The organism is Chitinophaga sp., from assembly GCF_019236475.1.
Lineage (GTDB): Bacteria > Bacteroidota > Bacteroidia > Chitinophagales > Chitinophagaceae > Chitinophaga.
On the sequence record NZ_JAFAIX010000009.1, the window covers coordinates 263,291 to 289,924 of the forward strand.

Below are 26,634 nucleotides of genomic sequence, written 5' to 3' on the forward strand. Positions count from 1 at the left end.
TCGCGACGCATATTGCATCAAAGTACTAACTTCATCAGGTAAAAGACTATATTATGACCAGTGAAAAAGCCATTCTTGCCGGCGGTTGCTTCTGGGGAGTAGAAGAATTGATCAGGCAGTTGCCAGGAGTAATTACTACCGTAGTAGGATATACGGGCGGTGATGTACCTAATGCTACCTACCGTAATCATGGTACACATGCAGAAGGTATCGAAATAATCTTTAATCCCGAAATATTACCTTACCGGAAATTATTGGAATTTTTCTTCCAGATACACGACCCTACCACCCGCAACAGGCAAGGGAATGATATCGGCACCAGCTATCGTTCTGCGATCTTCTACCTGGATGAACAACAGCATGAAACAGCCACTAAGCTGATTGCTGACCTGGAAGCCTCCGGAAAATGGCCTGGGAAAATTGTTACAACGGTAGTTCCAGCCGGCGATTTTTGGAATGCCGAAGAAGAACACCAGGATTATTTGCAGAAGCATCCCTTTGGATATACCTGCCATTACATTAGACCTGACTGGAAACTGTAAATCCTGACGGACATTGCATTGTCGCTAACATTTATAAATAGAAAAGGTCATCTCTATTAGAGATGGCCTTTTACTTTATCTCCTAAACAGGATAAACCTCCCTCTCCCTTAGTAATTACCATGTATAAATATTAACATTTTATATCAACTACGGATTTCTAATTTGCCCCCTCCAAAAAAACAGTTCACTATGTTTATGAAATCAAAGTTACTGCTAGCATCCCTACTACTGCTTACCTCACAGGCATTTTCCCAATACAGCGGATTTGCAGGCCTTAAATGGAAATTCAAAACAGAAGATAAAATCTTTACTTCTCCAGCCATCACAGGCAACTATATCTATATTGGCAGCACCGATGGAAATTTATATGCCATAGACAAAAGCAATGGGAATGAAATATGGCGATTTAAAGCACAAAGTCCCATCACAGCCTCTCCTCTTGAAGATAATGGCAAAATATATTTCGGTTGTCAGGATGGTAACTACTATGCCGTTGATACTCGAAAAGGCACACTGGCATGGAAATTCAGGACCAACGGAGAAAGAAGGATTGGCCGTATAGGCCTCTGGGGATTGGAACCCGCCGGCACCTATATGGAAGATGAATATGATCTCTATTTCTCTTCTCCCACTACGGACACGAATTCCGTTTATTTCGGCAGTAGCGACAGTTGCCTCTATGCACTCAACAAAAACACAGGAAAACTCCAATGGAAATATAAAACCAATGGCCCTATTCATGCAGGCGTCTCCGTTAGCGACAACAAAGTAATCGCATGTAGCTGGGATACCTGGGTATATGCGCTGGATACCCGCAGTGGTAAAGAATCCTGGAAATTCAAAACAAAAGCAGATACCACCACTCATTTAATGGAAGGCATGCAATCCGCTCCTGAGATAAAAAATGGTATCGTCTACATCAGTTGCAGAGATGCCAATCTCTATGCACTCCAGCTTAGCAATGGTCAGCTCAAATGGAACTACAACGCACGCAATGCCTGGATTGTAGGAAAATCTGTGGCAACAGACAAACTTGTCTATACTGGCACTTCAGATAGTTATCTCATGCTTGCTATTGATACCAATACCGGCAAAGAAATATTCAGACATAAATGTGGTGGATACATTTTCGGAAGTCCTGCTATAAGTGGCAATACCCTCTGCTATGGAGATTTTACAGGAACATTACATCTGCTGAACAGTACTACCGGTCAGCCACTGGATAAATTTACGACTCCTGGTCATCAGCAATACGGACCTACTGTACTGGACACCTTAGGCAGAATAAAATACAAACATATTGCAGCCGGCAAAAATCTTTCTTTATATTCCACTAATATAGCAGTAATGAATGAACTGTACAAGTTGGGCCCACTTGCTGCAACGCCTGTTATTAAAGATGATGTGGTGTATGTAAACAGTGCTGATGGATACCTGTATGCAATTGCCCTGAAGAAATAATATTTTTATTACCGGAGCGCAGGCTCCGGTAATGATTTAAAACGTATAGCCTTGCCAGTAAAGTATTGGGAAGTCCTTAAAAGCGAAAAGAGAAACTAGGGTAGCAACAACTTTTCTTTAATTACTTCGTAATACGAATAGGCACTTTTTATCTTTGTGCGTTTGGTATCTTGCATCACGATGATAAAAGTTCCTTTAAAGTACTTCTGGATTTCATAAATCCTGCATTTATTTACAATGAATCCACGGTGAACACGCACGAATCCTGCTGGTAACCTACTTTCCAGGTAGCTGAGGGAGTATTCAATCAGCTTCTCTCCATTCGTTGTATGCATCGCAACATATTTATCCTTTGCCTCGAAAAATAATACTTCGTCAATTTGTACCAGTTGAATTTTATTGCCTGATTTAACCGGTATGGTGCTGATAATGCTCGTAGCATTTTGTGCAGTTACGAGTTGCTTAATCTTTACCAACAGATCCACATCATTAATTTTACGCTGGGTTAAGCGCTTGATGGTGGTTGCCAGTCGGGCATCATCAAAGGTACATTATAGGTATATTTACAAACCCATTGATCCAAGTTATCCAACAAGAAGTGAATCAACTATGATGCGGCTATATCATAGATCAAAAGAATATTGTTATGGTTGTCCATAATGAAAAAACAAAACTTAGTATGCAAGAATCATTTGAACTAGCAATTAATACTCTTATTAGGAGAGCAATTGAAGAAAATGGGAGTACTATTACTCATACTGAAATTGCCAATACCCTAGGGATTTCATTAGAAGATTTTACAAAATACTATAATTCCGAAAATACTCCTGCGGATATTTTCAAGGTATTGCGTGAGCACTATAAACGATATCTAGGTAATGCAATTTTTGTTAAGAGCATCGAAACATGGGAATTAGATGAAGATGAATTTGAAGATGAGGATGAGGAAATGCTGTAATTTATGTATTTCATGGCAGATGTAAACTGACCTTCTAAACCTATACACCATTATGTGGTTGTAATCCAGGAAATTAACTTTAAACTTATGGGCCGGTATAATAGGGGTGCCGATAGATTGTTCCTCAATAATCCGCTGCGCTTTCTTTGTTTCTAGAATTTTTAATGCTTCTTTATTAAAATTCTTTTGTTCCTGATTTTTCGGATTTACATAAGTAAAGATACCTGTTGACGGTCGTTGCCCAGATTTCCTGCCATAGTCATAGAAGTAGAGGATTTTATCACCTGTTCTGTTTAGCTTTTCTCCGATATTCATAGGTTAACTGTTTTGTGGTTAATGAAGAAAGGACTCAATGAATGTGCCATGCCAAAGGAAAGTAAGTTATACACTAGGAGGGCTATACATTTGTGGTAGAATCTGTGAAAACCTGAACAAAAGAAACTATTAAAATATTTCTCTAGAACTCTTGTCAGTGGTGACATTTCGGCATTTGGATAACTGCCAGGGATAATCGCAGATTTGAAAATGAGACATGGATACTGTAAGGCATTCGTTGTTGTGAACCTTCTGCTAAAACCAAGAAAGTTACTCTCAAAAGTGAGTGTCATTGTGGGTGTCATTTGAGTGTCGTAAATAATGGGAAGAAGCGTGAAATAGCGTGAAAATTTGACACTCGTAGAAAATAAAAAAAGGTTGTAAATCAAAGACTTACAACCTTTTTTAGTGCCCAGAACTGGATTCGAACCAGCACACCCTTGCGAGCGCTGCGACCTGAACACAGTGCGTCTACCAATTTCGCCATCTGGGCAACTGATTTTGTGTTTCAGGGCTGCAAAGATAAGCAGCCGTTTGATATTTCAAAATATTTTTTAAAAATTTTTCTAACAACGGTATGCCCTATACGAAAATTGCCAGTATGTAAAAACCTATATCTGAATGATTTTCGGTGGATGCCCAGCACTAATCAGAAAGTCGTGGATGACCCAATCGGTGCGTATTTTCATATAACTGGTAGTAGTACCATCGCTACAGCCATACCATTCCTCTAACAGAATATCCTGGTCAACAATCACCTTAATTTTATTTTCTGTATCCAACATAATACCGAACACGGTGGCGGCACCAACGGAAGTACCCAGCATCTGGTCCAGTAGTTCCACTGGGGCAAACGATACACGGGAAATCCCCAACGCACTGCTTAAATCCTTTGTCTTAAAAGGCTTATCGGCGGTGGTGATAAACAAGTAAAAATCTGTCTGCTGACGATTACAAAGGAAAAGGGTTTTGACCGTTTTCATGTTTAACTGTTGATCAATACGGATACAGTCTTCCATGGTAATTGCTTCGGCACAGTCCACCCGTTCAAATGGTACTTGCGCTGCTTGCAATGTCTGATACACTCTTTTCTGCAATGTTGTTTTAAAGGTACCCGGTGCTGTATTTTTTACCTCGCTTACAAATGACATATGACGCTTTTTTGTGCGGATGATAATAGTTTCGGGAGACACGTGTCTCCCGAAATTTCTTCCATTGCTACAACAAGATAGTTACATATATCGATTCCAAGAAACTAAAAAGCCGTAACTAGTACGGCTTTTGAACTTTATTGCTTAAAAATACGTCTTCAATATCTTCCGCATCAAGGGTCTATTCTGGTCTCCAGACTATCTTGTAAGGACGGACGCAGATTGGACATGATGTTATACCCTGTTGCTTTTTCAATGTCGCGAACAGTTGTTTTATACAGGGTCCAGTCAGTATTGATGTCGTTGCGGTTGGGGGTATTAACTGCAATAACCCTGGTACTACCATTGATCCTGCTCAGGTCGTTGTTTCCATTGGGAATAACAACAACTACTTTCCATATGTTGGAAGGAACGGTGATACGGCCGTTGTCAATGGTGTTGGTAATACCACCCAGTGAGCCGGTACCTCCCTGGCCATAAGAGCCACAGACAACGTATACCTCATTACCAGCTTTTACCAGGTCGCGGGTATAGTTTTCCAGGTTAGCCCAGGTTTGCTGGTTATTGTAGGGCGCTTGTGGCATCATGTTACTCATCAGGAATGTGGCAGAATTGGCGGTAGCAGTAGCTGTTCTGTCGGCGGACGGACAATTATGTCCACGATCAAATCCAGAGCCAGTATAGCTACTGTTTTGTACCTGGTACCAGCCTGCAGGTAAGCTGGTATCGGCTCGGAAGTCATTGGCTCTGGATAAAGTGCCAAGGTCTGTCGACTGAATATGCCAGCTCACCCAGTTAGGGGTAGCACGGCTACGGCTATACGACAATGCATAATAAGTTTTTACCATCAGGTAGTTGTTCTCCGAAGTAATATCTGCCAATGCGTTACTGGGATTACCCAACAGCAGGTTATTATCGTCGGTAGTATTACCGCCTCCTCCGCCAGTACCACTACCGGCTGAAACGTTTACATCATCGATATTGATTCTGTTAGTGCCGCCAGAAATTTTGCGGATAGAGATGCGCAGACTACCCGTTGCTGTAATATTGAACGTTGCGGTTTGCAGGCTGGTAGAAGTGGTGATGGTATTACCCTGCTGTGTCCAGGTCTGACCGTTGTCGGAGGATGTCCAGAGCTGCCAGGTACTGTTTGCATCTGTACCATAGGTGCCGTGTTTAACGCTGACAGTAACGGCGCCGGTGGCGTTGGAAATGCTGAAATCGGTGGTAATGGCGCCCGTGTTCCTGATGCGAACAGATTTGGAACCGTTTTTTAGATCCGCGGCGAGGGTGCCGATCAAGGCATCATCCAATGTCCAGGACCCGCTGCTCAGGGTTATGCTACCAATGGTATAGGCTGTTTTACTGCCCGATTCAAAATCTTCATTAAGGAGTACTACGGATTCTGTAGTAGCGCTACGTGGAGTGGTAGTTGCCTGAGGCTGAATGTCTGCTTCTTTTTTACAGGAAGAAAACAACAGACCTGTCAGGCAAATGACAGTACAATGCCAGATGAATTTTTTCATAATTCAATTTTAATAGGTGTTTATAAAGGTGACGATTTGCTTACGATTCTATCGCTGTGGTAATCAGTGCGACACAGGTTCCATCTGGTTGATGACAAACAATATATACCGGAATATTGGTGCTCTTTTCCACCCGGAATACCTCGATGTCGGTAAAGTGCTCATTCAGAAATTGATGCAGGGCTTTGAATTTTAGTGCGTTTTCTACAATAGGTGCGTCGTTTGGATCTGGTGTTCTCTCTACTTCGTTGAAAAAATCTGTCGGACTTATAGACTTTACTATTTGGGGTGCTACCTCATGGAGGGTGGCGATCTTTCCTGCTACATCGGCTATAGGAAGCGGTTCCCATTGTTCGATAGTGAGTGGGTATTCTGATTCGCTATAGTACAATATGCCAGTAAGTTTGCTCGTAAGGTTTTCAAATAAAGAATTAGGTTGCATGGACATAAAATTAGCACTTTCCTTCAAATCTTATCATCAAGAAAAGATTGGTAACAATACTATAATGTAGCGTAATAAAATTAGTTTCGGGAGACACGTGTCTCCCGATATTTCTTCCATCACTATAATAAGATAGTTACATATATCAATTCCCGGAAATCATATATACATACAGGTTATAATCCCTGTATGTTAACTTTTATTTTCCCGTAGGGGTAACATTTTCTTATCCCGTCGTATTGGTGCATGCATGTATTTTTTGGGAATTCCCTCATCACCATTTAAAATCTATTCATCATGAGAACCATTGTAATCATGCTGCTGGTAATCGTTTGCTGCTCCTGTCACAAAAATGATCAACCAGCTCCTGAAATACCCGGTCAGGAAACAGGCACTTTTGAAGAAGCCAATATCGATAAAACAAAAATCCTGCAGTTGGAAAATGAGATCAATAGTGGAAAATATAATGTCCACAGTCTCATTTTGCTACGAAAAAACAAACTCATTTATGAACACTATTTCACAGGGGAAGATGCCGTATTTCCCAATCCTGTTGGGAAAGTCCCCCATACGCGAGATAGCCTCCATGATTGTAGAAGCGTTACCAAAAGTATCGTTTCCGCTTGTATAGGACTGGCCCTGATGCAAGGGAAAATCAAAAGTCTGGATGATAAGATCTTTGATTACTTCCCATCTTATAAACAATATGCCACCGGCGATAAAGCAGATATTACCATTCGGCATTTATTGACCCAGAGCTCAGGACTAGACTGGAACGAGCGTGTCTCTTATGCAGACCCCACCAACAGCGAGCGCCAAATGTTGGAAGCTAAGGACCCAACTGATTTTGTCCTGCAATCTAAAAGTATAGCCAAGCCTGGTGCGGTGTTTAATTATAGCGGCGGAAATACGCATCTACTCGGACAAATCGTGGAACGTAGTACGGGAATGAATATACGCGAATTCGCTAAGCGTTATCTTTTCCAACCGTTGGGGATCACTAATTTCTTTTGGACTACACGTCCGGATGGTATTGCCTGGATGCCCTCAGGGCTGCGTATGCGCCCCATCGACATGGCAAAAATCGGCCGACTATACCTCCAACAAGGACAGTGGCAAGGCCAACAACTGTTACCTGCTTCCTGGATCGCACAGTCCACTCATTGGACGATCAATTCATCTGAAACCGGTTGGGGGTATGGCTTTCAGTTCTGGTGCAACCGTCCTCAGATTGCTGGCCAACAAGTAGATATGGCGCAGGCTGTAGGCAATGGTGGCCAAATGATTTGTATGATTCCCGCTATGGATCTGGAAATTGTAATGACCGCAGGCTATTACAATGATGAAACCGATCCCGCGAATGACATACTGGTCAAAGAGATATTGACCGCTATCAAATAACAGACTGCTGCATATTTTGAGCATTGGCATAGTTGCATGGCAGCTATGCCAATGCTCCATTTTTTGAAAGCAATCTCCGCTTTTCCCTTGCCACAATTCGTAGATGACTTTCCCCTCCAGCTTGATGGTTGTTTAAATCAATACTATAATAATCAAAGGAATGTGGTACGTCTTACGTATGGTATAGTATTTTCGGCTATGCTGGTTGATAAGATTTGTTTTCACCACCTTTAAAACGCTTTATTATGGCAGAACAACATTTTCAGGAATGTATAGATGCATGTAATGAATGCGCGGTTGCCTGCAATCATTGCGCTATTTCCTGTGTGGACGAAAAGAATGTAGCGGTATTGTCCAGGTGTATTAAACTGACCCTTGAATGCGCAGCTATTTGTAATGCTGCTGTGCAAGTAATGAGTATAAACGGAGAATTATCAGATCATATGTGTCAGATATGTGAAGACGCGTGTCACCGATGTGCAGAAGAATGTATTAGGCATGGAGATATGGAACATTGCATTATCTGTGCCGAGAAATGCCGTACATGTGCAGCCGTATGTGCCAGAATGGTGGTACATGCGTAGGCAATTATGACCATCAAATAAACAGGATAATTTTCTTCTTACCGCCAACATGAAAAGCTTTGCAGTTGGATGCAGAGCTTTTTGTTTGAGTGTAATTTCAATAAAAAAAATTATCTTGTCACGTTCAACCAATTTAAACCAATACGTAATATGAAAAGGGGTATTTTCCTTGTAGCATTCATCTGTCTTTGCACGCTCATGTCTTTCGGGCAAACTGCTAATAGTACTACTGATAAGCAATATCTACTGATCTTCCGATTTAAATCGAACTTTATGCCGCCTTCACAAGAAGCAGTGAAGAACAATATCAAGAGCTGGCAGGAATACATGGGAAACCTTGGTAAAAGTGGAAAATTGGTGAGTGGTTTCAGGCCATCCAACGAAGGTGAAACAATCAGTGGTACCGCCAAGACCTCGCAAAAAGGGCCTTATGTGGCCAATAATGAACTGATTAGCTCTTTTATTATCATCAAGGCTTCATCCATGGAAGAAGCTGGAGAAATAGCTAAAAAGTGCCCTATTTTTGATTTTGATGGCAGTGTGGAAGTAAGACCCATGATGAATATGGCCAACTAATAGTAAAATGGTCTGTTGTTCCTGCCCAGCGGGCAGGAACAACGAAAAAGATAAAAACGGGAAGAGACGTCGCAGACGTCTCTTCCCGTTTTTGTAATTCCCCTCGTTTCCATCCACCTGTACGAATGTCCGGTTCAAGGCTTATTATGTCTACTTAAAGGGAAAATACCTTTCCCACTGCTTTCATGACCAGTAATTTTGGTGTATTAAAAATTACATGGTATGAAATTATATAAGAATATCACCGTACTCGCCAGCGTTACCTTATTATCGCTTTCGCTTATTACATTAAAGCTCAATGCCTGTACCAAGCAGCAAAAGATACAACCGGATACAGTGAAAGGCTTTGCTGTATTGGAATTGTTTACATCGGAAGGCTGTTCCAGTTGTCCCCCAGCAGAAGAACTGTTAGCGCAAATTCACGAGGAAACGGCAGGTCAGCCAGTATTCATCCTCGCATACCATGTAGATTATTGGGATCGCCTTGGCTGGAAGGATCACTTCAGTAACGCCGCTTTTTCAAAACGCCAGTACGATTATAGTCGTCACTTTAACGGCCGCGTATACACGCCACAGGTGGTGGTGAATGGCGCCACCGAAGGAGTGGGCGCTGATGAGGCTTTCGTACGAAGTTCCATAAAGAACATGCTGACTCAACCCAGCAGCGCATCGCTCTCCATAAAGATTAGCCAACAAGCAGGTAAAACCAATCTAAACTACGAGACCAATAGCAATAGCAGCAACATGCGCCTAGTAATAGCCTTTGTGCAAAAACATGCTATCGTAAACGTAGTGCGCGGAGAAAATGCAGGTCGCACTTTGTCGCATGCACAGATTGTGCGGAGTCTTTCCAGCTTCCAATTAGGAAAAAGCAGAGCAGGAACGGAAAGCATTGATCTTCCCAAAGACTTTAATCCAAACGACTGGGAGATGATCGGCTTATTACAGACCGGCGATGCCGGTGAAATATTAGCGGCAACGCAAGCATCAATTAATTAATAACTTTTAAAATATAAAAAAATGGAAACAACTACCATCCAGAACGTAACAGCCATAAATGTAATCCCAGTTAAGAAAGTAGTCTATACCGGAAAGGTGCAGGTAACAGGTGGAAGAGATGGCTATGCCAAAAGTGATGATGGCCGCTTGCAGATTGATTTAACCTCCCCTGGTGCTACTGGCATAGGAACCAATCCAGAACAGCTCTTTGCTGCAGGATGGTCTGCCTGCTTCATCGGCGCCATGACCTTAAACGCTGCAAAGCTTAAATTAACGCTCCCTGCAGACCTGCGCGTAGATACAGAAGTGGACCTTGCCACAGGAGAAGATGGTTACTTTTTACAAGCACGACTAAACGTTACGCTCCCCGGAATGCCATTGCAGGCTGCACATGCCCTTGTGGAGGCTGCACATCAGACCTGTCCATATTCGAAATTATCCAAGGGGAATATAAATGTGCAAATAAATGTTGCTATATAAATGCTAAGAAAAATATAGTACATAGAGATCCGATAATGGTCCCCTGGAAGTGCATCTTTCCGGGGGACTTCTTCATTAAATCGATTAACTTGGCTTTATGAAAACGACTGATGTAAAGATTTCACCTGCTATAATCTGGTCCAGTTCCATCATTTTGGGGGTATTGTCATCCATCCCGCAATTTGCCCAGCATAGCTTTAGTATGGCGGAAGCAGTTGTAAACGCAGCCTTGACTGCTTCATTTGCCGTTATTATGTGGTATGTGAACCTCTACATGCTGTCTTGGTATGCTCGTAAATCGCCCAAACAACGCATTTCTTATTATCGGCTATTTATCACACTCAGTATAGGCATTATTGTTATGTTCGGATTGGCGTGGATACAGCAGTTGATCCTTACACATATTAACTTTGGCCCTGTGATGTTGATGGTGGAAGTAAGAGGCTTGTTGATTAACTTAATTTGTTACATGTTTTTGCACCTGTTGCAACAAAACTATGAGAACAGGTATGTGACGATGCAATTAGAACAAATGAAAAATGACAACCTGGCCGCCCAGTTTGAATTGCTAAAGCAACAAGTGAACCCACATTTTTTGTTTAATAGTCTGAATACATTGAAAGCCATGGTGGAAAGCGGGGAGAAGGAAGCGGTAGATTTTATCCTTAAGCTGTCTAATTTTTACCGATATACGCTGGAAAGCCGTAAACAGGACCTGATACAGGTAAAAGAGGAAATGGAAATTGTCAGGGCATTCCTCTATCTCCAGCATGCCCGGTTTGAAGGAGGCTTCACTTTCACTGACCAACTGGATGATGCCACCCTGAAGACGCTTATTCCTCCTTTTACATTGCAGTTGTTGATCGAAAATTGTCTCAAACATAATATCGTTTCCCTTGAAAAGCCGCTGCACATCCGATTATATGCGGAAGGGCAAACAATTGTGCTGGAGAACCCTATTCAATTAAAGAGCGGCGAACACTATTCGATGGGAGTGGGACTTGAAAACATCCACCTGCGCTACCAGCATTTGCTGGATAAACAGGTGGCCGTTTCAGATGATGCCAATATTTTTCAAATTAAATTACCATTCATTTATGAATATCCTCATCATTGAAGATGAATTAAGAACGGCGAGATCGTTGGAGAAAATAATTAAGGAGATACAGCCCAATGCCAGTATTACCGGCCCATGCCAAAGTATCGAAAGTGCGGTTAATGTTCTCTCTCAGGGAATATCCCCTGACTTAATATTTATGGATATCCAGTTGGCAGATGGACTGTCATTTGAAATATTCAAGCAGGTTGCCGTTAAGAGTCCGGTTGTTTTTTGTACCGCCTTCGACGAATACTCCATCGAGGCCTTTAAGCAAAATGGAATCGACTATATATTAAAGCCATTCTCTAGTAATGATATTGCAGATGCTTTCAAAAAAGTAGATTCACTTAAGCATTTCTATCAGCAAAAATCGGCTTCCGACTTTAGTGAATTGGTAGCTAAATTGGCTGCACCAGCAGGTAAGAGTAGTTTCTTGGTATTTCAAAGCCAGAAGTATTTGTCTGTTCCCACTGATAACATCGCTTATTTTTATGTTAGTAATGATGCTACTTGTATTGTAACCTTCGATAAGAAAGAATATGTGATCAATCAATCGTTGGATCAGGTAGCTGGGCTTGTTTCCGCGGTACAGTTCTTCAGAGTAAACCGACAATATCTGGTCAACTTCAAAGCCATCAAGGAAGTGGAACCTTTCTTCATGCGCAAATTGTATGTAAAACTTGTCATGGAAACAAAAGAAAAGTTATTGATAAATAAGGAGAAAACTCCCCGGTTTCTTTCCTGGATGGAAGACCGCTAGTTATTTTCATAGCTTGCTTGCTATCACAGTATAAATGAAAAGAGGTTGCACCCACGGTTCAACCTCTTTTCATTTATCGAAATTCAAATGTCTTATTTCGCCAAGTGATCAGCCTCTATAATGGCATCTGCAAAGGCTTCAGGTGCTTCTTCCGGGAGATTGTGGCCAATACCTCCTTTAATGGTGTGGTGTATGTACTTACCGGTAAATATCTTGGCATAGGCAGTTGGGTCTGGATGTGGCGCTCCATTGGCATCTCCTTCCAGTGTTACAGTGGGTACAGAAATGGCGGGTTTGGCAGCCAACTTTTTTTCCAACCCCTCATATTGTTTTTCTCCTTTGACAATTCCAAGTCGCCAGCGGTAATTGCTAATTACAATCGCCACATGATCTGGATTGTCAAATGCTACGGCAGCCTTGGTGAAATCACTATCTTCAAAATGCCACTGTGGAGAAGCAGTTTGCCAAATTAGCCTGGCAAAGTCTCGTGTATACGCTTGATAGCCCTTTCTTCCTCGATCTGTAGCAAAATAAAATTGGTACCACCAGTCCTGTTCTGCTTTTGGAGCTAATGGCGCGCTGTTTGCCTGCTGACTACCGATTAGGTAGCCACTTACGGATACCAGTGCTTGGCAACGTTCCGGCCAAAGCGCAGCAATAATATCAGCAGTACGTGTGCCCCAATCAAAGCCTCCAATAATAGCTTTCTGAATCTTAAGTGCATCCATAAATGCAATAATATCTGTGGCAAATACCACCTGTTGGCCATTACGCGCTGTATTGTGAGCAAGAAAGCGTGTAGTACCATAGCCACGGAGATAGGGTACAAAAACATGATACCCTTTAGCTGCCAGCAAGGTGGTTACCTTGCTGTAGCTGCGAATATCATAAGGCCAACCATGCAATAGGATAACAGGCTGGCCATTCGTAGGCCCCGCTTCAACATATCCCACATTTAATACGCCGGCCTTCACTTGTTTGATGGAATCGAAATTAATTGTGTCGGCACTATTGTTATCACTTATCGCTGCGAAGGCTGGGGATTGGAAAGTGAGTATTGCAATACCTGTTAGCATTGTCAAGAGTGCCACAGATCTCCAATTATGGAATGATAAAGTTTTCATACTAGCTTTTTAAAGATTGATAATTGCCCTGTTTCCGATACTATAAATTACTGTTGCTTTCTGCTGGCAAATAGGTGGCAGTATACAATTTCCGATACATAACGTAGGTAACTGAAATAATGGTAAATGCAATGATGGCATCGATGGTAGCGCCAAATCCCAGCACTGCAATTTTTGAAAAGAAGGCAAAGAGAATATCGAAGAAGATACCGGCGAATACCCATTCTTTTAATCGGAGTAACCTGTTAGGTGTCAACAATACAATCACCCCTGAGAGCTTGGCAACGCCCAAGATGTAAATAAAATGAGGAGGGTACCCAAGCTGCCTGGTAATGCCCCATACAATGGGACTGCCTACCAGTTCAAAAATTCCGCTTGCACCAAACCATAAGGAGATGAGTATAGCGCCTGTCCAATAGATTGCTTTAGAAGTGTTTAGGTTCATAGTATTTGTGTTTTTTGTTTTAAGAACAACACAAAGTTGCACTACCTACTTCCTGCTTCATAGAACGAATCCCTCGAAGTGGACAAAATACAGGGCCAGTTAGACAATGTTTCCGTTAAGGTTTTTTATATCTTCAGAAAGAAGGGGTTTATTGGCGTAATCCAAACAAATTATTACATTTATCCATAAGCAATTCCTAGTAACCTTCAGTATCGCGACCATCAAAAACAAGTGTATATGTCTTCAACCCCAATAGTAGCAAGTACTTTAGATGATGTATTGGCAAAACTGGAAGATATCATCAGTAAGGCCATGAAAAATGGAGACCGTAGTGGTTATTTCGCCGCCCTGTATTACAAAGTGACTTTGAAAGTAAAGGAAGGTATAGCGGCGGGCCAGTTTGGCGATGGGAAAAGTATTACCAGGCTAGATATTCAGTTTGCGAATCGGTATTTTTATGCGTTTGACCAATGGCAGCAAGGAAAGCCGGTCACAGGATCTTGGGCGGTTTGTTTCAATGCCACAAAGAAACGTTCCTATTTAATTTTACAACACTTGTTATTGGGAATGAATGCACATATCAATCTCGACTTGGGAATTGCTGCTTGCGAAGTGTCGGATGGCAACTTGGATCATCTCAGAACGGATTACAATAATATCAACCTGATTCTATCTTCACTTACATATGGGGTTATCAGTCAGTTGAATCTCTTGTCTCCCTTTATGTCGATACTTGGTTTTAGAGGTACCAAATCAAATTCCATGTTGGTGCAGTTCAGTCTTGGTAATGCGAGGGATGGCTCCTGGTGTTTTGCAGAGGAGTTAGCTTTACAAAAAGGCAACGCATACGATGATTTTATTGTCAAACGAGATAATGAGATAGCGGAGCTAGGAGGGAGTCTGATTAAGAATAGCGGCTTTCTGAGAATTGGCGTATGGCTCATTCATGTTTTCGAATGCAAAAGAGTGAGCTATATCATTGATGTATTGAATGACTTTAAGAAGCCTTATAAGAAAGAATTGAAAGGTTTTAAACTATAACAAGGGCTTATGAAGGGTTGCTCTGAGAGAGCAACCCTTCAATGGGTTAAATTATGCGCAAGAATGACCTAAACATACAGTATTGCAAATAGTGTAGTTGATGGTAGCGCACAAAGTGTTTGGCTGTGACATCAATGCTGCTCCGCCAAGAATTTGTTCTGGCTGTTGTACCATGGAGGCAATTGGCATCTTTTTTAAAGTTAATTTTTTCTCCAGGTTAATTTGTTTCTTTTTCATGCGTGAAATTTAGGGTGAGGACCTAAGTTAAATGTTGCTGCTGCAAGAAGTTTGCAGTGAGGGATTGAATTTGTGGGGATGGAGTACCTACAGGGCCGGAATAAAAAAGTTGCCAAGCAATCTTTTTGTTAAGTATCTAGGTAGCTACCAATGGCATTTTCTCATGTAATATCTCGTGAACGAAGGTTATCACCTAATGATAGTAATTCCTTAATTGGCCCTATATCAGCTAAAAATCTTTTCTCTTTATTATTTTTTAATTTAAAAGTCATATCTTTATTCTACACTGTAGAAATATATTCTATGTATGTATCGATTGCATGTTTCAATTATTTGTAACTCCAAATATTCATTACTCAACAGACCGGTCTTAGTATCATAAATTTCAACTAAATATTATAATTAATACAAGATAAATCCCTCTCGATTTCTCCATTTGTATTATTATGAAATACTTATTTTTTTTATTGACGACGGTGTTACTATCCGTTAGTGTTGCGTCTGCTACTAATTTAAGAGGTAGGATCGTAAGATATGACCCTGAGAGTGGGCGTGTTTATCCTCTCTACAATGTTCGCATAGACTTGTGGATATGGAATGGTGCCCAGTGGGTGAGCACTGGCTATAATTTCACCAATGCAGATGGGTTTTATTTCTTTATGAATCAGCCAGCAGGCTATTTCTTCAAGGTACAGGTATTCAATATACTTTATCCCAACCCTCAAAGTTGGATTATTGCAAATGTGATATCTCCTTATTTCCAGGATATACCACAAATCAGTACTTGACATGATTGTTCTACCCCAAAAAATAAATAATTATGCAACTCCCTCCAAAGTTTTACGTGCAGCACATGTTCGATACTACACAATATCGAGCGAGCTGGACACCGGATATGCCCATTAAATTGGGTGATATCGGCGTACTGGATCAAGGGTTATTTACACTCACTACCACCCTAGAAGATCAGGGACTTACCTTTAAAACTAGGGAAAGTAGTGGGTTATTGTCGCTCGATTACAATTCTAAAAATACTCGGGTAACTGCCTTAAATGGTAGCACTGGTACCATCCCAGTAAGTGGCGTACCAATGCAGGCAAACGTAGAAGTTAAGTTTGAAGGCAGTTCAGGTATCTTGTTCCAGTTCTCTAACTCCAAACATGTGATTATTTCAAACATTGATGAATTGGGAGACGCTATCCTTGAGAAGTACGATGCTGGCTTCTGGAAGAAGGAATGGGTCATTGTCACGGATATTATTCAGACAGATAATACTTCCCTTATAATCTCCACTACCTCCAACAATACCTTGCAGTTGGCTTGCAGTTTACCTATAGCGGGTGGAAGCCTAGCAGTGCCAGGTGCTAAAATAAATGTAATGAATGAAAGCGGAAGTAGTATTAAAATACTGGGAAGTACAGGCTTGGTTCCGCTTTTTAATGTAAAAGGAATTCGGAAACCATTCCTGGGAAACCCTGTTTTCAAATCGTCTGATTACATGACGAGTATGCAGTTGCCATCGCAATTGGAAAATCTCCCCTTCGATACTAAAGAATTTATTACAGAATAAAGAAAATCTGTAAAATGCCATTTACTAATACAGATGAATATAAAATTCTTCTGAGCAAAATCAGATCTGGCGAATGCGCCCTGATCCTAGGGCCTCTTTTTGCAATCACCAAAGAGGAAAAAAAGGTGAATGAGTTGCTCAAGGAAACATTGATTAAAGAGTATAAGGTAGATCTGGATACAGACTATGATAATATTTTCATTGCGAAGTCCGACCTAAATGCGAACGGAAGAGGAGTGCAATTACTAAAACAAAAACATAAACAAACCATTTCAAGCTTTTATCAAGACCTTCAGGAGAACATTCACGAAACGTATCAGCTAATCGCACAGTTGAATTTTAATACTATTCTCTGCTTTACGCAGGACGACTTTATGTATAATGCTTTCAAGGCTACAAACTCCCATTGTATTTTCCAGTATTACCGTAAACCAAACGCTTCTGAAAAGACCGACCAATCAGAAAAAAGTGTGAACGCTTCACTTGATACGAAGATTCCTTTGGTATACAATTTATATGGATACCATCTGCAGCAAGACTCTCTAATAATAGACTATAATTCTTTTTACGAATTTTTCTTCGTATTCATTGGTGATCATCAGCAGGCACAACTATCTGCGCTTAAAGTGCGCCTGGCAAAATGTTCATTGTTCTGTTTCTTGGGTTTCGATCTAAAGAAATGGTACGTGCCTATTATGCTGACCAAACTTCTAGGTATCGATAATAATCAGGTTGATCGCGCGTTTGCAATCACTGTACTGGATGATACAGCGGATAGAGAGAACGCAAACTATATGAAATGGCTTCAGAAGTATCCAATGGAGATAAATCCAATCCACAATGTATCCACCGTAGAATTAATAAAGGAAATCTTCTGTACTGCCGAGACAGAACGAGATGAGGCAGTCCATACTGGTGCAAATCATTCCCTTTTTCGTAAACGAAAACAACAAATTGCCTCTTCCCTTTCTTTAAATGACGCCTATAACAAAGTAAAGAGAGATCCTAGTCCGGATGCACTTATTGAAACATGCGAGGGATTGGGTCATTATCTTCGGGAAGCAAATGACAACAGTAATGTTCACAGACTCGATCTAGTCCAAGGTGATCTCTCACAACTTATATATGATCAGGATAAAATAACCAAAGAGAACTTTGATATCAGGATGAGAGATTCTCGTGAGGCAATTATCAACATCATCCACAATAAACTTGGTACAGTATAACAAGGTTAATATGGCTGAATTAAGACGATATCCCGGTCCGGTTCCTTTTTCAGAGGAATATATGGAGCTGTTCTTTGGTAGGGAAGACGACATCTCTTTGTTGGGGAATCTAATAAAGCTCAATACCGTTACCGTTCTATTCGGACGATCTGGTATTGGAAAGTCTTCACTAATAGAGGCAGGACTTTGTCCTCTTTTTGAAAAACCAGTTCCTCAACCCTCCAATTCAATACCGGAGGAGAGTACTATCATAGCGAAATCTTTCAAAATCATTAAGATTCGCTATATGGTAAATACAGATATAGAAAAAAGCTCCTCCTTAGTAGCACAATTAATCACACAACTGCAAAACTATCTGGAAGACTCCCCTCTATTTATGCCAGCCTTAAAGTTGCCCACTGAAGAAATCAGTGCCTGGCAGCTCTTCAAATCACTTCAATGGAAATACCATGATGAATTTGCAGGAATCTTGCTCATTATGGATCAGTTTGAGCAAATATTTAATGCCACCGCAAATGAGATCAGCCAGTTAAATACCGCTATCGCAGAGATTGTATACAACCGTCCACCAGCCGTTTTCGCCGAGCCCTTTCAAAAACTGATAGATGAGGAATTGGCGCCTAACAAAAAAAGTCTCCTGGATAATGAAGCAGGAGAGTTCCAGCTAAATCTACTGCAAAATGGCCTTCGTCTTCATTTTCTATTAGGCATCCGGTCAGACAAACTATACCAACTGGATGACCTGGGAACGGTAATACCAGATATTTTTCGTAATCGTTATCATTTAAAAAGACTACCAGTAGAAAAATTAAAGCATGTGATATGCAGTCCGGCAACGGCCCAAGGACCTTACTTATCGCGCCCTTTTCTCATCGATGAGGACGTGATCAAGACAATTGAAAGCTTCCTGACTGTCCGTGTAAAAAACAGGCGTCCGGAAATAAAAATCGAAACATTCCTGTTGCAGATTGTATGCCAGCACTTGGAAGATCAGGCCATCTGCCGCCAGGAGGCAAACAAAACGGTTGAGCTACAAGTAAATGATGTAAGTAATTTAAAAGATATCTCCAAAAATTATTATCTCCAGATTTTCAAAAATCGCCCAGGCATAACCGTTCCAGATACGGTTGGTGTATCCTTTGATGGCTTTGAAGCATTGCAGGTATGGTACCTGATTGAAAGAAAACTTATCGATGAAAAAACGATGAGCCGTGTATGCCTGGATAAGGTATTCATCAACTCACTTGGATTTGATGAGGGCTTGCTAGAAAGACTGACAGAAACACGCATCGTTAGAAGAGAAATCAATACCGTTAGTGGTGAAAGCTATGAACTAAGTCATGATTCTTTTATCGATCCCATTACAGAGGTGGCCAGAGATGAAAAGCATTATGGCAGTCTCTCCGATTCAATCGCCATTCATTACGAGACAATGCTTTCAAAGTTCTCCCCGGAAGACAAAAAGCAAATAAAACAGCTCATCAGTACAAGATTCCTGGATACTGCCGGCAATCTTCAAACAATAGCGCTTCCGGCCTCAGAAATCAGGAGGGAATTGCTACATAGACTTATCAGGGAAAAGACGATCATTCGCATTGAATATTGGGATAGGACAGCCAAAAGAGGTAGGAGATATTACTATGTGCTGAACGAGATATATAAAGACGCTGCCTTCAGAATGGGCGCTAAAGACACTGGAATCAAGCAAATGCGGAAGTACAGAACGGTTTCCTACTTAGCCATTGCCAGTCTGATACTTCTAGGAACATTTTTTTGGCTCCTCAGAAACAGCTGGTTACTATATTTCCGTTATAATGCCAGTACCACTGCACAAAAGATCTTTATAAAGCCAGACGATGAACAAAATGGAATTCGAGAGAAAATTTTCCTGCTTGGAGAAACCTTTACACGCCTGAGAAAACAGCCCAAAGAAAGCTTATCCGCGAGTAATAAATTAGTCAGCGAATTCCTCAATAGCAAACTCCTTGGAAAAAGAATTTCCATGCCCGGAAAATTGGTAGGATCTTTCATGAACGGATCTGAAGATGGGGTTTTTCTTGTTTCATATATTGATAAGGACACGATGTCAGGTGTAGCAAACTACACTCCCGACAACTCCTTTATACCACCAAGTGAAAAGCCAAAAGATATAACTCTATACTGGCACAAGGGGGATAGCGCCTTTCATTTCAATAATGTACTTGAAGGCGGTTTTGTTGAAAATGCACCATACATGTTCATTAGAACTCAGGGTAGTTTATCCTTCTATGCTATCTCCAATAGTGCACCTCCAAAACTAACAGATCGATGGGCATTCAAATTTTCCTGGATTACTAAAACAATCCAGAAAGAAAAAATACTCAATAATATTTCAATAAAAAAATACATCCCTCAAACAGTCGCTTACCTGCAGACGACGGCCATACAGTCTTTTTTCTCCCAACTAAAGGCTAACGTCATGGGACAACAAATCCATTTCAAAGTCATGGGGCAGCAGATGTTTTATAGTGAAAAAGAACATCTTTTTTTTACTATAGAACCGATTAGTGAAGCCATTCAAACTTTTAATGATCAGCTACAACCTATCCAGCGATGGCAATTGCAACCTGGAGAAACATTGATTCCGCCCAACGACTATAATTCTCCATATATTTATAGCTATGGTCAGGAAAAAAATCAGCTCTCCTATGTTCAACAATATAATATTCTTGGAGAAAGAATGGCCAGAATAAACATCTCAGCTCCAATCAAAAATGCATCCTTTGATCAGGGCCATTATCTAATTATTCAAACAGCTCAAAAAAGCATCTTCCTGAACCCAAACTTAAACCAACTCCCAACTTCTATTAACGGCACACTTGCTACGGATCAACTACAAACTGTTGTTAGCCGTAAATCAGATGTACTAATCCTTAGTAATAGCAATCTCGCGCTCTATCATCCAAAAGAAAAAACAGACAGCATAACATTAAACGATTTCATTATTGGCACCAGTTTTTCAATTGGCGGTGATACAGTATTTGCAAAAACAACTGCTTCCATTTACTTGCTGGATAGGCATTTGAATATATTAAACAGATTTCCTTGCGATGGATGTACCGTATACAATAATGTAATACTCTCCAATTACAATAGCTATCTAATGCTGACAGACTTCCAGGACCCAATGATCAAAAGTGTTAATGGGGATAATCCGGAAAGCATTGTCACATGGATACGCTATCAGAACAGAGAAAAATGGCACCTAAACGATTCCATTTATAAAAAATACAACTTCGCACAAACAGGTGTATATAATATCTTCCGTAAACTAGCAGGCTTATGACAACAACACTTGATCACCTCATAATTTTTGTAAACAAAGAATCAATAGAAACCATTATTCCTCAATTCTCAGATCAGCTCCCCATGCAAACAGGACTGGCGTTACTCATGGGAGATCTCAATACTGCCATCTCTAATTTTAATGATGGACTGATGAATAGGATGGATTATGAGGTTAAACTGGCAACTCTGAAAAGACGATTACAATTCGTCCTGAAGCAACTGACCCCCACAGAACTCGAAAAACTGTACCATATAAATGATGGGAAGGGCAATAAAAAGATCAATATCCTTTTTGTACAATCACTTCCCAAGACAGAAAACCGGTTGCAGCCCGATTATGAATTCAGAAGAATTAGTGAGATCATAAAAAAAAGCAACAACCAACAAATTTTGTTGGAAATGCCCTTACTCGCAGCTGAATATAATTCCTTTGTAGCGGAGTTAAACAAATACCAGCCGGCAGTTGTCCATTTTACAGGCCATGGGACACCGGAAGGTATTTTCCTGAGTACACCAGATAATAAATCTGAACTAATCAAAATATCAGCTTTCTGCAATTTGTTCAGGACGATTAAGGGGATGACAGACTGTGTGATACTTAATGGTTGTGAAACTTCTATACTCGGTGCCGCCCTTTCACAGGAAGTAAAACATGTTATCGGTATGTCTCTTCCTATCAGCGATATGGCCGGTACCAATTTCGCAGAAACATTTTACACCGCTCTGTGTTCAGCCCCCACCATTGATTACCTGAATGCCTTTCGTCAGGCACTAACTAGACTAGAAGTGAATAATCAAGAGCAGGTAGACACACCGCAGATGTGGGTAGATGGCATATTGCAGGTAAATTGATGTCATTAATTACCCCCCACCAAAAACAAAAAAGCCTGTAAGCTAAACTTACAGGCTTTTCCTTGTGCCCCTTAGTGGATCATTATCGAACCAATTAGTGTTGATGCTTAATAAGTTATCTATATTTTGATATCTATGACTTTATTTTGTAAATGGCGCAAAAAGAGAAAATCAGGTGCTACTACAGGTAACACCTGATTTTATTGAAGTTTAATCTGCAATTACACCCATACTTAGGTTAACAATAGTACCCGTCATAGCACTTGCTCGATCCGAAGCCATAAATGCAGCGACTTCGGCCATTTCCTGTAATGTAGGCAGGCGTTTAAGATGAGTACGTCCCTCAATAATTTTCTGGAATTGCTCGCGAGTAATGTTATTAGCCTTGGCATGAAGTCCATATACTTCTTGTATAGTTTCGCTATCTACCATTCCATGTGGGCGTAAACCAACAACTCTAACACCACGAGGGCCAAGCTCAGCTGACAGATCTCTTATCAAAGCCTCTTCAGCTGCCATGGCAATGGCAACCCCTCCCATATGTGGGATTGCTACCCGCGATGGACTGGAAGTAACATTCATCAGGACACCCGAACCTTGCTCAATCATATGCCGACCAATTACACGCGCTGAAAGAAAATTGGATTGCACGTGCGATAAAATGGGAGCCATAAATTGATCAGTGGGGAGATCAATAAGTGGCACACCTTGTAGCATTGTGTTACGCAGTCCGACGGCATTAAATGAAATATCAACATGTCCTTCTTTAGCAAGAACTGCATCGAGATGCTTTGAGATTGCCCGCTCATCCAGTGCATCAACTTCAGAAACATCTGCATAGCCACCAGCGGCGTTAATTTTTTTTGCCACAATTTCTACATTTGACCTATTGCGGCCGGTAAGAAAAACCTTTGAACCTTCCCGTGCAAAGGTTTCCGCAATCGTACGACCAACTGCGCCTCCAGCGCCATAAATAATGGAAACTTTGTCCTTTAGTAACATAATTCTGATTTTGATTAAAATGACAAGGCAAAAGTAGTGTCCATAGTTTGTTCTATTTATGCGTAAAATGGACAATATCTTGTGTTGATTTGGACAAAATATTGCCATACTTTTGAAGGAAAAAAATAATGAAACAAGTAACCATCATTCTGCCAGCTGGTGAAACGAACCTAAGTAGTGTAATGGGTACGTTGGAGATTCTTAGAAGTGCTGACGAGTATTGGCAAAAATTAGGAAATGGGCCTAAGATGGAAATACGCGTAGCCGCCGTGCCATCCGAATTAAAACATTATGGCCAATTTTATTCGCTTCACCCTTTAGATATCAAAGACATCAAAAAACATGACTTGGTGATTATTCCTTCGGTTACCGATCCGGGCGGCTACGAACGATTAATTAGCAATAATAAAATATTGATTGAATGGCTATGTTTACAATATAAGAAAGATGCCGAAATTGCCAGTATATGTACAGGTGCATTTTTACTTGCAGCCACAGGTTTACTCGACGGAAAAATATGTTCCACACATTGGAAAGCAGAGCGTGATTTCAGGCGATTATTCCCTAATGTTGATTTACATATTGACAAGTTACTTATTGCCGGACAAGGGTTGTATACCAATGGTGGTGCTTTTTCTTTTTTAAACCTAATCCTTTTTTTGGTTGAAAAGTTTTTTGATCGGCAAACCGCCATTTACTGTTCAAAAGTTTTTCAGATTGATTTCGACCGAACGTCTCAGTCACCATTTACAATTTTTCAACCTCAAAAGCATCACAATGATGAGGTGGTCAGCAGAGCACAGGTCTATATGGAAGAAAATCCAGGTGAAAAAATATCCTTTGAAAAACTTGCCTCCAAACTTGCCGTTAGCAGGAGAAATTTTGATCGACGTTTTATTAAAGCAACTGGTAATACACCCGTTGAATATATGCAACGGATAAAGATGGAAGTTGCAAAAAACTTGTTGGAAAAAGGTAGAAAAACCATGTTTGAAATTATGGAGGATGTCGGTTATAATGATGAACGGACCTTCAAAGAAATATTTAAAAGAATAACGGGAATGTCGCCAGTAGATTATAAGGCAAAATTCAATTGAACAATGAAACGGAGCATTTCTAATTACAATTATGATGTTAAAAGCCCAGATTTAAAAATGGGGAATAGGTATTGTGCCTATAGGTATTGTGCCCAATGGAATGGTGTTACTCGCTGCCTGGAATTCCTAGTAAAAGCTAGGAAATGCTTTCAAAAGTGAGTGTCATTGTGAGTGTCATAAATAATGGGAAGAAGCGTGAGTAGCGGGGAAATTTGACACCCGTAGAAAATAGAAAAGCCTGTAAGCTAAACTTACAGGCTTTTCCTAGTGCCCAGAACTGGATTCGAACCAGCACACCCTTGCGAGCGCTGCGACCTGAACACAGTGCGTCTACCAATTTCGCCATCTGGGCAACTGATTTTGTGTTTCAGGGGTGCAAAGATAGGAATATCTTTTATTCTACCAAATATATTTTTAAAAAGCTCCCAACAGAGATAAATTTGCTTACTTACTGGTAAGTAAGTATTTTTGGGCCGTGAGTATCTAACTAATTATGTCTGAAACAAAAGATAAAATCGTTTCCCTAGCGGACCAGTTAATCCGTGTACGCGGCTTCAACGCCTTCTCTTATAAGGATATCGCCGAACCGCTAGAGATGAAAAATGCTGCCGTCCACTACCACTTCCCCGCAAAATCTGACCTGGGAATAGGTGTCATCCAACACGACAGAAACCGCTTCGCTGCTACCATCGCCAAATGGAACAAACTACCAGAACAAGAACAGTTACAGCAATTAATCAATGTATTCCGCAAACATTGCCATGCGGGAAACATATGCCTGATGGGCTCCCTGTCGCCGGATTATAATACCCTCGCGCCAGATATGCAGCAAGAAGTACAACAAATGGCAGAAGATATTCTGCATTGGCTTTCACAAACACTCGAAAACGGGCGCAAACACAAACGCTTCCAGTTTAAAGGAAAAGCGGCAGACAGGGCACTGCTGATTATGACGAATCTTCAGGCTTCCCTGCTCATGTCCCGCGTGCTAGGACCCGAAATATTTACCCGGATAAGCCACCAACTTATGGAGGACCTTATCCCTTAAAATCAATGCTATGAAAAGAGTTGTAGTTACCGGAATGGGTGCTGTTACGCCGCTCGGAAATGATGTAAACACTTTCTGGAATCAGTTGGTAGCTGGCGCCAGCGGCGCTGCCACGATCACCCGCTTCGATCCCTCTAAATTCAGAACTCGCTTCGCCTGTGAACTGAAAAACTATGATCCTACACTGGCCCTCGATAAAGCTGAACTGCGTAAAACAGATCCTTTTACGCAATACGCCCTCTCCGCTACTGCAGAAGCGGTCGCCGATGCAGGGATCGATTTTGCTGCCATGAATCCTTTTGATACGGGTGTCATCTGGGGTAGTGGCCAAGGAGGAATGCAAACTTTCGAGGAACAAGTAACGGAATATGTGAACGGTGGTAATATTCCCCGATTCAGCCCCTACTTTGTTCCCCGCCTGATCGCGAATATGGCTTCGGGAATGATTTCTATGAAGTATGGTTTGATGGGTATTAACTATACGACTGTTTCTGCTTGCGCCACTTCGAACACGGCTATCATGGATGCGCTTAATTATATCCGCCTTGGTAAGGCAAAGGTGATTATCACTGGCGGCTCTGAAGCGCCTATCACGCCTGCTTCTGTGGGTGGCTTCTGTGCAATGAAGGCGATGTCTACCAGGAATGAGGATCCCGCAACTGCGGCCCGCCCTTTCGATACGGAAAGAGATGGTTTCGTGATGGGGGAAGGCGCCGGTGCGCTCATCTTGGAAGAATATGAACACGCAAAAGCGCGCGGTGCTAAAATATATGCGGAGGTGGCTGGCGCGGCTATGACGGCGGATGCTTACCATATGACGGCTACCCATCCAGAAGGCCTCGGCGCTTTCCAAGCAATGAAATTCGCCCTGGAAGATGCAGGCCTAAACACGACGGATGTGGATTACCTCAATGCGCATGCAACGAGTACTCCTGTTGGTGACTTGAGTGAAATTAAAGCAATTACACGCCTTTTTGGCGATGATCCGAGCCATTTGTATATAAGTGCCACCAAATCAATGACGGGCCATTTATTGGGCGCTGCAGGGGCAATAGAAGCGATTGCAGCTATATTGAGTATCGATAAGAAATTGATTCCGCCAACGATCAATACTACGAACCTAGACCCGGAAATCCCCGCCAATCTCCAGATTGTCCTAGGCAATGCACTGGAGAAAGACGTGAAAGTGGCCATCAGCAATACGTTTGGCTTCGGCGGACACAATGGGATTGTTGTCTTCCGAAAAATATAACTTTATTGTCCACTTCCGGACATACCTTGCCCCTTAGTGAACACTTATCTGTTAGTACTTTTGCATAAGTTGCTGATAGATAAGTGTCCACGTTTCTGGTATTTTTGTTGGCGATACC

The 26,634-nt window shown here is 41.3% G+C and carries 28 protein-coding genes and 2 tRNA genes; 19 read left to right on the top strand and 11 right to left on the bottom strand.

Annotation, left to right across the window (positions count from 1 at the left end):
• The first annotated feature begins 53 nt into the window (after positions 1-53).
• Together msrA and JO154_RS12345 are read left to right on the top strand one after the other, a co-directional pair.
• Positions 54-542, top strand: coding sequence for a peptide-methionine (S)-S-oxide reductase MsrA (gene msrA, locus JO154_RS12340; RefSeq protein WP_291945841.1), 489 nt, complete (start codon positions 54-56; stop codon positions 540-542).
• Positions 543-738: 196 nt separating this feature from the next.
• Positions 739-2,004: a PQQ-binding-like beta-propeller repeat protein gene (locus tag JO154_RS12345; RefSeq protein ID WP_291945843.1), complete on the top strand. Its 1,266-nt coding sequence runs from the start codon at positions 739-741 to the stop codon at positions 2,002-2,004.
• A 95-nt stretch (positions 2,005-2,099) separates the two neighbouring features.
• Here the strand turns inward: JO154_RS12345 and JO154_RS12350 are convergent, their stop codons facing one another.
• Positions 2,100-2,489, bottom strand: a complete 390-nt coding sequence (locus JO154_RS12350; RefSeq protein WP_291945844.1) for a LytTR family DNA-binding domain-containing protein — start codon at positions 2,487-2,489, stop codon at positions 2,100-2,102.
• 194 nt (positions 2,490-2,683) lie between these two features.
• Here JO154_RS12350 and JO154_RS12355 point away from each other — a divergent pair, with 194 nt between their 5' ends.
• Positions 2,684-2,962, top strand: coding sequence for a hypothetical protein (locus JO154_RS12355; RefSeq protein WP_291945845.1), 279 nt, complete (start codon positions 2,684-2,686; stop codon positions 2,960-2,962).
• Here the strand turns inward: JO154_RS12355 and JO154_RS12360 are convergent.
• The 5 genes from JO154_RS12360 to JO154_RS12380 all read right to left on the bottom strand — a co-directional run bounded on the left by JO154_RS12360 (position 2,918) and on the right by JO154_RS12380 (position 6,396).
• Positions 2,918-3,277 carry a hypothetical protein gene (locus tag JO154_RS12360; protein WP_291945846.1) on the bottom strand — a complete coding sequence of 120 codons (360 nt, stop codon included), beginning with the start codon at positions 3,275-3,277 and terminating at the stop codon, positions 2,918-2,920. The two genes, JO154_RS12355 and JO154_RS12360, sit on opposite strands and share 45 nt — an antisense overlap.
• 409 nt (positions 3,278-3,686) lie before the next feature.
• Positions 3,687-3,770: transfer RNA gene (locus JO154_RS12365), tRNA-Leu, on the bottom strand.
• Positions 3,771-3,888: 118 nt separating this feature from the next.
• On the bottom strand, positions 3,889-4,428 hold the full coding sequence (locus JO154_RS12370) for a YbaK/EbsC family protein (RefSeq protein ID WP_291945847.1): 540 nt from the start codon (positions 4,426-4,428) through the stop codon (positions 3,889-3,891).
• Positions 4,429-4,601: 173 nt separating this feature from the next.
• The gene (locus JO154_RS12375) at positions 4,602-5,954 is read right to left on the bottom strand and encodes a DNA/RNA non-specific endonuclease (protein ID WP_291945849.1); all 1,353 of its coding nucleotides are present in this window, start codon (positions 5,952-5,954) and stop codon (positions 4,602-4,604) included.
• A 40-nt stretch (positions 5,955-5,994) separates the two neighbouring features.
• Entirely contained in the window at positions 5,995-6,396 is a 402-nt protein-coding gene (locus tag JO154_RS12380) for a nuclease A inhibitor family protein (RefSeq protein ID WP_291945850.1), read from the bottom strand.
• Between the two features lie 297 nt (positions 6,397-6,693).
• On the opposite strand from JO154_RS12380, the gene JO154_RS12385 reads away from it, so the two are divergent.
• The 7 genes from JO154_RS12385 (at position 6,694) to JO154_RS12415 (ending at position 12,295) form a co-directional block, all read left to right on the top strand.
• On the top strand, positions 6,694-7,797 hold the full coding sequence (locus tag JO154_RS12385; RefSeq protein WP_291945852.1) for a serine hydrolase: 1,104 nt from the start codon (positions 6,694-6,696) through the stop codon (positions 7,795-7,797).
• A gap of 245 nt (positions 7,798-8,042) precedes the next feature.
• The gene (locus tag JO154_RS12390; RefSeq protein ID WP_291945854.1) at positions 8,043-8,381 is read left to right on the top strand and encodes a four-helix bundle copper-binding protein; all 339 of its coding nucleotides are present in this window, start codon (positions 8,043-8,045) and stop codon (positions 8,379-8,381) included.
• Positions 8,382-8,531: 150 nt separating this feature from the next.
• On the top strand, positions 8,532-8,957 hold the full coding sequence (locus tag JO154_RS12395) for a YciI family protein (RefSeq protein WP_291945856.1): 426 nt from the start codon (positions 8,532-8,534) through the stop codon (positions 8,955-8,957).
• Between the two features lie 222 nt (positions 8,958-9,179).
• Positions 9,180-9,956, top strand: a complete 777-nt coding sequence (locus tag JO154_RS12400; protein ID WP_291945858.1) for a thioredoxin family protein — start codon at positions 9,180-9,182, stop codon at positions 9,954-9,956.
• 21 nt (positions 9,957-9,977) lie between these two features.
• Positions 9,978-10,436 (top strand): organic hydroperoxide resistance protein, encoded by a 459-nt coding sequence (locus JO154_RS12405; protein WP_291945860.1) that lies wholly within the window; start codon positions 9,978-9,980, stop codon positions 10,434-10,436.
• 97 nt (positions 10,437-10,533) lie between these two features.
• Entirely contained in the window at positions 10,534-11,553 is a 1,020-nt protein-coding gene (locus tag JO154_RS12410; RefSeq protein WP_291945861.1) for a histidine kinase, read from the top strand.
• Positions 11,534-12,295, top strand: a complete 762-nt coding sequence (locus tag JO154_RS12415; RefSeq protein WP_291945864.1) for a LytTR family DNA-binding domain-containing protein — start codon at positions 11,534-11,536, stop codon at positions 12,293-12,295. The genes JO154_RS12410 and JO154_RS12415 overlap by 20 nt, the downstream gene beginning before the upstream one ends.
• A gap of 92 nt (positions 12,296-12,387) precedes the next feature.
• Here the strand turns inward: JO154_RS12415 and JO154_RS12420 are convergent, their stop codons facing one another.
• Positions 12,388-13,419 carry an alpha/beta hydrolase gene (locus JO154_RS12420; protein ID WP_291945866.1) on the bottom strand — a complete coding sequence of 344 codons (1,032 nt, stop codon included), beginning with the start codon at positions 13,417-13,419 and terminating at the stop codon, positions 12,388-12,390.
• A gap of 40 nt (positions 13,420-13,459) precedes the next feature.
• The gene (locus JO154_RS12425) at positions 13,460-13,864 is read right to left on the bottom strand and encodes a DoxX family protein (protein ID WP_291945868.1); all 405 of its coding nucleotides are present in this window, start codon (positions 13,862-13,864) and stop codon (positions 13,460-13,462) included.
• Between the two features lie 237 nt (positions 13,865-14,101).
• Here JO154_RS12425 and JO154_RS12430 point away from each other — a divergent pair, with 237 nt between their 5' ends.
• Entirely contained in the window at positions 14,102-14,905 is an 804-nt protein-coding gene (locus JO154_RS12430) for a DUF5995 family protein (protein WP_291945870.1), read from the top strand.
• A gap of 51 nt (positions 14,906-14,956) precedes the next feature.
• Here JO154_RS12430 and JO154_RS12435 read toward each other — a convergent pair whose 3' ends face one another.
• Positions 14,957-15,142: a hypothetical protein gene (locus tag JO154_RS12435; RefSeq protein ID WP_291945872.1), complete on the bottom strand. Its 186-nt coding sequence runs from the start codon at positions 15,140-15,142 to the stop codon at positions 14,957-14,959.
• 446 nt (positions 15,143-15,588) lie between these two features.
• On the opposite strand from JO154_RS12435, the gene JO154_RS12440 reads away from it, so the two are divergent.
• Genes JO154_RS12440 through JO154_RS12460 form a run of 5 tightly spaced genes read left to right on the top strand, consistent with a single transcriptional unit; the run spans position 15,589 to position 22,117 of the window.
• Positions 15,589-15,930 carry a hypothetical protein gene (locus JO154_RS12440; protein ID WP_291945874.1) on the top strand — a complete coding sequence of 114 codons (342 nt, stop codon included), beginning with the start codon at positions 15,589-15,591 and terminating at the stop codon, positions 15,928-15,930.
• Between the two features lie 32 nt (positions 15,931-15,962).
• Positions 15,963-16,712, top strand: coding sequence for a hypothetical protein (locus tag JO154_RS12445; protein ID WP_291945876.1), 750 nt, complete (start codon positions 15,963-15,965; stop codon positions 16,710-16,712).
• 14 nt (positions 16,713-16,726) lie between these two features.
• Entirely contained in the window at positions 16,727-17,938 is a 1,212-nt protein-coding gene (locus JO154_RS12450; RefSeq protein WP_291945878.1) for an SIR2 family protein, read from the top strand.
• Between the two features lie 10 nt (positions 17,939-17,948).
• Positions 17,949-21,263 carry a hypothetical protein gene (locus JO154_RS12455; protein ID WP_291945880.1) on the top strand — a complete coding sequence of 1,105 codons (3,315 nt, stop codon included), beginning with the start codon at positions 17,949-17,951 and terminating at the stop codon, positions 21,261-21,263.
• Positions 21,260-22,117 carry a CHAT domain-containing protein gene (locus JO154_RS12460; RefSeq protein WP_291945881.1) on the top strand — a complete coding sequence of 286 codons (858 nt, stop codon included), beginning with the start codon at positions 21,260-21,262 and terminating at the stop codon, positions 22,115-22,117. Before JO154_RS12455 ends, JO154_RS12460 begins: the two co-directional genes overlap by 4 nt.
• A 210-nt stretch (positions 22,118-22,327) precedes the next feature.
• Here the strand turns inward: JO154_RS12460 and JO154_RS12465 are convergent, their stop codons facing one another.
• Positions 22,328-23,119, bottom strand: coding sequence for an SDR family oxidoreductase (locus JO154_RS12465; RefSeq protein WP_291945883.1), 792 nt, complete (start codon positions 23,117-23,119; stop codon positions 22,328-22,330).
• Between the two features lie 128 nt (positions 23,120-23,247).
• On the opposite strand from JO154_RS12465, the gene JO154_RS12470 reads away from it, so the two are divergent.
• Positions 23,248-24,216, top strand: coding sequence for a helix-turn-helix domain-containing protein (locus JO154_RS12470; protein WP_291945885.1), 969 nt, complete (start codon positions 23,248-23,250; stop codon positions 24,214-24,216).
• Positions 24,217-24,484: 268 nt separating this feature from the next.
• Here the strand turns inward: JO154_RS12470 and JO154_RS12475 are convergent.
• Positions 24,485-24,568, bottom strand: a tRNA-Leu gene (locus tag JO154_RS12475).
• 141 nt (positions 24,569-24,709) lie between these two features.
• On the opposite strand from JO154_RS12475, the gene JO154_RS12480 reads away from it, so the two are divergent.
• A complete protein-coding gene (locus JO154_RS12480) occupies positions 24,710-25,264 on the top strand; it encodes a TetR/AcrR family transcriptional regulator (protein WP_291945886.1) in 555 nt (184 codons plus the stop codon).
• Positions 25,265-25,274: 10 nt separating this feature from the next.
• Positions 25,275-26,516: a beta-ketoacyl-ACP synthase II gene (fabF, locus tag JO154_RS12485; RefSeq protein WP_291945887.1), complete on the top strand. Its 1,242-nt coding sequence runs from the start codon at positions 25,275-25,277 to the stop codon at positions 26,514-26,516.
• The last annotated feature ends 118 nt before the right edge of the window (positions 26,517-26,634 follow it).

What these genes read in the sequence shown, in the direction of transcription:
- msrA (WP_291945841.1), top strand. Translation starts at nt 54, where the DNA reads ATGACCAGTGAAAAAGCCATTCTTGCCGGCGGTTGCTTCTGGGGAGTA.
- JO154_RS12345 (WP_291945843.1), top strand. Translation starts at nt 739, where the DNA reads ATGAAATCAAAGTTACTGCTAGCATCCCTACTACTGCTTACCTCACAG.
- JO154_RS12355 (WP_291945845.1), top strand. Translation starts at nt 2,684, where the DNA reads ATGCAAGAATCATTTGAACTAGCAATTAATACTCTTATTAGGAGAGCA.
- JO154_RS12360 (WP_291945846.1), bottom strand. Translation starts at nt 3,277, where the DNA reads ATGAATATCGGAGAAAAGCTAAACAGAACAGGTGATAAAATCCTCTAC.
- JO154_RS12370 (WP_291945847.1), bottom strand. Translation starts at nt 4,428, where the DNA reads ATGTCATTTGTAAGCGAGGTAAAAAATACAGCACCGGGTACCTTTAAA.
- JO154_RS12375 (WP_291945849.1), bottom strand. Translation starts at nt 5,954, where the DNA reads ATGAAAAAATTCATCTGGCATTGTACTGTCATTTGCCTGACAGGTCTG.
- JO154_RS12380 (WP_291945850.1), bottom strand. Translation starts at nt 6,396, where the DNA reads ATGCAACCTAATTCTTTATTTGAAAACCTTACGAGCAAACTTACTGGC.
- JO154_RS12385 (WP_291945852.1), top strand. Translation starts at nt 6,694, where the DNA reads ATGAGAACCATTGTAATCATGCTGCTGGTAATCGTTTGCTGCTCCTGT.
- JO154_RS12390 (WP_291945854.1), top strand. Translation starts at nt 8,043, where the DNA reads ATGGCAGAACAACATTTTCAGGAATGTATAGATGCATGTAATGAATGC.
- JO154_RS12395 (WP_291945856.1), top strand. Translation starts at nt 8,532, where the DNA reads ATGAAAAGGGGTATTTTCCTTGTAGCATTCATCTGTCTTTGCACGCTC.
- JO154_RS12400 (WP_291945858.1), top strand. Translation starts at nt 9,180, where the DNA reads ATGAAATTATATAAGAATATCACCGTACTCGCCAGCGTTACCTTATTA.
- JO154_RS12405 (WP_291945860.1), top strand. Translation starts at nt 9,978, where the DNA reads ATGGAAACAACTACCATCCAGAACGTAACAGCCATAAATGTAATCCCA.
- JO154_RS12410 (WP_291945861.1), top strand. Translation starts at nt 10,534, where the DNA reads ATGAAAACGACTGATGTAAAGATTTCACCTGCTATAATCTGGTCCAGT.
- JO154_RS12415 (WP_291945864.1), top strand. Translation starts at nt 11,534, where the DNA reads ATGAATATCCTCATCATTGAAGATGAATTAAGAACGGCGAGATCGTTG.
- JO154_RS12420 (WP_291945866.1), bottom strand. Translation starts at nt 13,419, where the DNA reads ATGAAAACTTTATCATTCCATAATTGGAGATCTGTGGCACTCTTGACA.
- JO154_RS12425 (WP_291945868.1), bottom strand. Translation starts at nt 13,864, where the DNA reads ATGAACCTAAACACTTCTAAAGCAATCTATTGGACAGGCGCTATACTC.
- JO154_RS12430 (WP_291945870.1), top strand. Translation starts at nt 14,102, where the DNA reads ATGTCTTCAACCCCAATAGTAGCAAGTACTTTAGATGATGTATTGGCA.
- JO154_RS12435 (WP_291945872.1), bottom strand. Translation starts at nt 15,142, where the DNA reads ATGAAAAAGAAACAAATTAACCTGGAGAAAAAATTAACTTTAAAAAAG.
- JO154_RS12440 (WP_291945874.1), top strand. Translation starts at nt 15,589, where the DNA reads ATGAAATACTTATTTTTTTTATTGACGACGGTGTTACTATCCGTTAGT.
- JO154_RS12445 (WP_291945876.1), top strand. Translation starts at nt 15,963, where the DNA reads ATGCAACTCCCTCCAAAGTTTTACGTGCAGCACATGTTCGATACTACA.
- JO154_RS12450 (WP_291945878.1), top strand. Translation starts at nt 16,727, where the DNA reads ATGCCATTTACTAATACAGATGAATATAAAATTCTTCTGAGCAAAATC.
- JO154_RS12455 (WP_291945880.1), top strand. Translation starts at nt 17,949, where the DNA reads ATGGCTGAATTAAGACGATATCCCGGTCCGGTTCCTTTTTCAGAGGAA.
- JO154_RS12460 (WP_291945881.1), top strand. Translation starts at nt 21,260, where the DNA reads ATGACAACAACACTTGATCACCTCATAATTTTTGTAAACAAAGAATCA.
- JO154_RS12465 (WP_291945883.1), bottom strand. Translation starts at nt 23,119, where the DNA reads ATGTTACTAAAGGACAAAGTTTCCATTATTTATGGCGCTGGAGGCGCA.
- JO154_RS12470 (WP_291945885.1), top strand. Translation starts at nt 23,248, where the DNA reads ATGAAACAAGTAACCATCATTCTGCCAGCTGGTGAAACGAACCTAAGT.
- JO154_RS12480 (WP_291945886.1), top strand. Translation starts at nt 24,710, where the DNA reads ATGTCTGAAACAAAAGATAAAATCGTTTCCCTAGCGGACCAGTTAATC.
- fabF (WP_291945887.1), top strand. Translation starts at nt 25,275, where the DNA reads ATGAAAAGAGTTGTAGTTACCGGAATGGGTGCTGTTACGCCGCTCGGA.